The 1,567-nt window shown below is 71.8% G+C and carries 3 protein-coding genes; all 3 read left to right on the top strand.

What is annotated here, in order from left to right:
* Positions 1-12: 12 nt before the first annotated feature.
* Positions 13-150, top strand: a complete 138-nt coding sequence (locus tag VLK61_RS32275) for a UTRA domain-containing protein (RefSeq protein WP_414636830.1) — start codon at positions 13-15, stop codon at positions 148-150.
* A 101-nt stretch (positions 151-251) separates the two neighbouring features.
* Positions 252-872, top strand: a complete 621-nt coding sequence (locus tag VLK61_RS18310; RefSeq protein ID WP_325423059.1) for a chitinase — start codon at positions 252-254, stop codon at positions 870-872.
* Positions 866-1,567: lactonase family protein (locus VLK61_RS18305; protein WP_325423058.1), on the top strand; the 702-nt coding region annotated here is incomplete at its 3' end. The genes VLK61_RS18310 and VLK61_RS18305, both read left to right, overlap by 7 nt.

Genomic DNA, 1,567 nt, shown 5'->3' with positions numbered 1-1,567 from the left:
CCGCAGGCGCAGCTGCTCGATGTGCCCAGTGGCGCACCGCTGCTGCACTTGCGGCAGTGGCGCTTTGCGGCCGATGGCGCGGCCACCGAGCTGCGCCAGGCCTATTGGCGCGCCGATGCGTCGCCCTTGTTGATGGAGTTGCGTTGGTGAAATCATTCATGCGATGTGTTGTGGGCGGTGTTGCGCTCGGGGCCTTGATGGCGTGTGCCGCATTGCCACCACCAGCGCCACCCCTGGACGCCGAGCCCTTCGTGCCCACGCGTGCACAGTTCGACCGCCTGTTCCCCGAACGCATCGCGTTCTACAGCTACGAAGGTTTCGTCGCCGCGCTGGCCGCGACGCCGGGTCTGGCGGCCAGCGGCAGCGCCCAGCTGCGGCGCCAGGAGATGGCGGCCTTCCTGGCACAGATCGCCCATGAATCGGACCAGCTGCGCGCGGTGCGCGAATACGAGCGTGCGAACTGGGACCACTACTGCCGCCGCGACCCGGGTGAATCCTGCGCGCCCGGCAAGCAGTACTACGGCCGCGGGCCGATCCAGCTGTCCTGGAACTACCAGTACCTGGCCGCCGGCCGTGCGCTCGGCATCGACTTGTGGGCTGACCCGGATCGGGTCGCCGGCGACGCCACCGTGGCCTGGCAGACCGCGCTGTGGTACTGGATGACGCAAATCGGGCCGGGTCGCATGACGGCGCACGAAGCGATGCTGCGCGGCGAGGGTTTCGGCGAGACCACCCGCAGCATCAACGGTGCGCTGGAGTGCGACAAGCCCGGCGATGCCGCGATCCAGCGCAAGCTGGAACGGCGCATCGGCTTCTACCGCCAGGCGGCCGAACTCTTCGGCGCACCACCCGGCGAGCGGCTGGCATGCTGAGCGCCTCGGCGCCATCACCCACGCCGGCGCTGCACGCCTATGTCGGCACCTACGCGCCACGCGGCGGCGGCCTGCATGCCTTGACGCTGGCCGCAGTGCCGCCGGCGCTGGCCGGTCTGCCACGGGTGGCCGACGAGCACAGTCCCACCTGGCTGTGCGTGGACGCGGCGCGGCAGCGTCTGCATGCCGTGCACGAGCTGTACCGCCGGCCGAGTGATGGCCACGGCCGGCTCAGCAGTTTCGAGATCCTGCCGGACGGCGGCCTGCGCCTGCTCGGCAGCGTCGATTCCGGCGGCTGCCGGCCGGTGCACCTGAGCCTGCATCCGGGCGGCCGGCATGCCTTCGTCGCCCACCACGACAGTGCCAGCGTTGCGGTGCTGGCCGTCGAGCCCGATGGCCGGCTCGGCGCCGTGCTCGATGTGCGCCACAGCGCCGAAGCCTTCGCTGCCGGCGAGGCGGCACTGGGTCCGGCGCAGGCCGAGCGTGCGCCGCCGGGCAGCTTCGCCTGCAGCGGCCATGACGCGCCGCATGCCCACATGGCGCTGCCCGATCCACGCGGCGACATCGTGCTGAGCACCGATCTCGGGCTCGACGCGCTGATCGCCTGGCGCTTCGACGCGGTGTCGGGCCGGCTGCTGTCGCCGCGCCGCGTGCAGCTGTCGCCCGGGGCCGGGCCGCGCCACCTGGTGTTCCAC

Source organism: Aquabacterium sp. (assembly GCF_035476535.1).
GTDB lineage: Bacteria > Pseudomonadota > Gammaproteobacteria > Burkholderiales > Burkholderiaceae_C > Pseudaquabacterium.
This window is presented reverse-complemented; position numbering and strand designations above follow the sequence as displayed.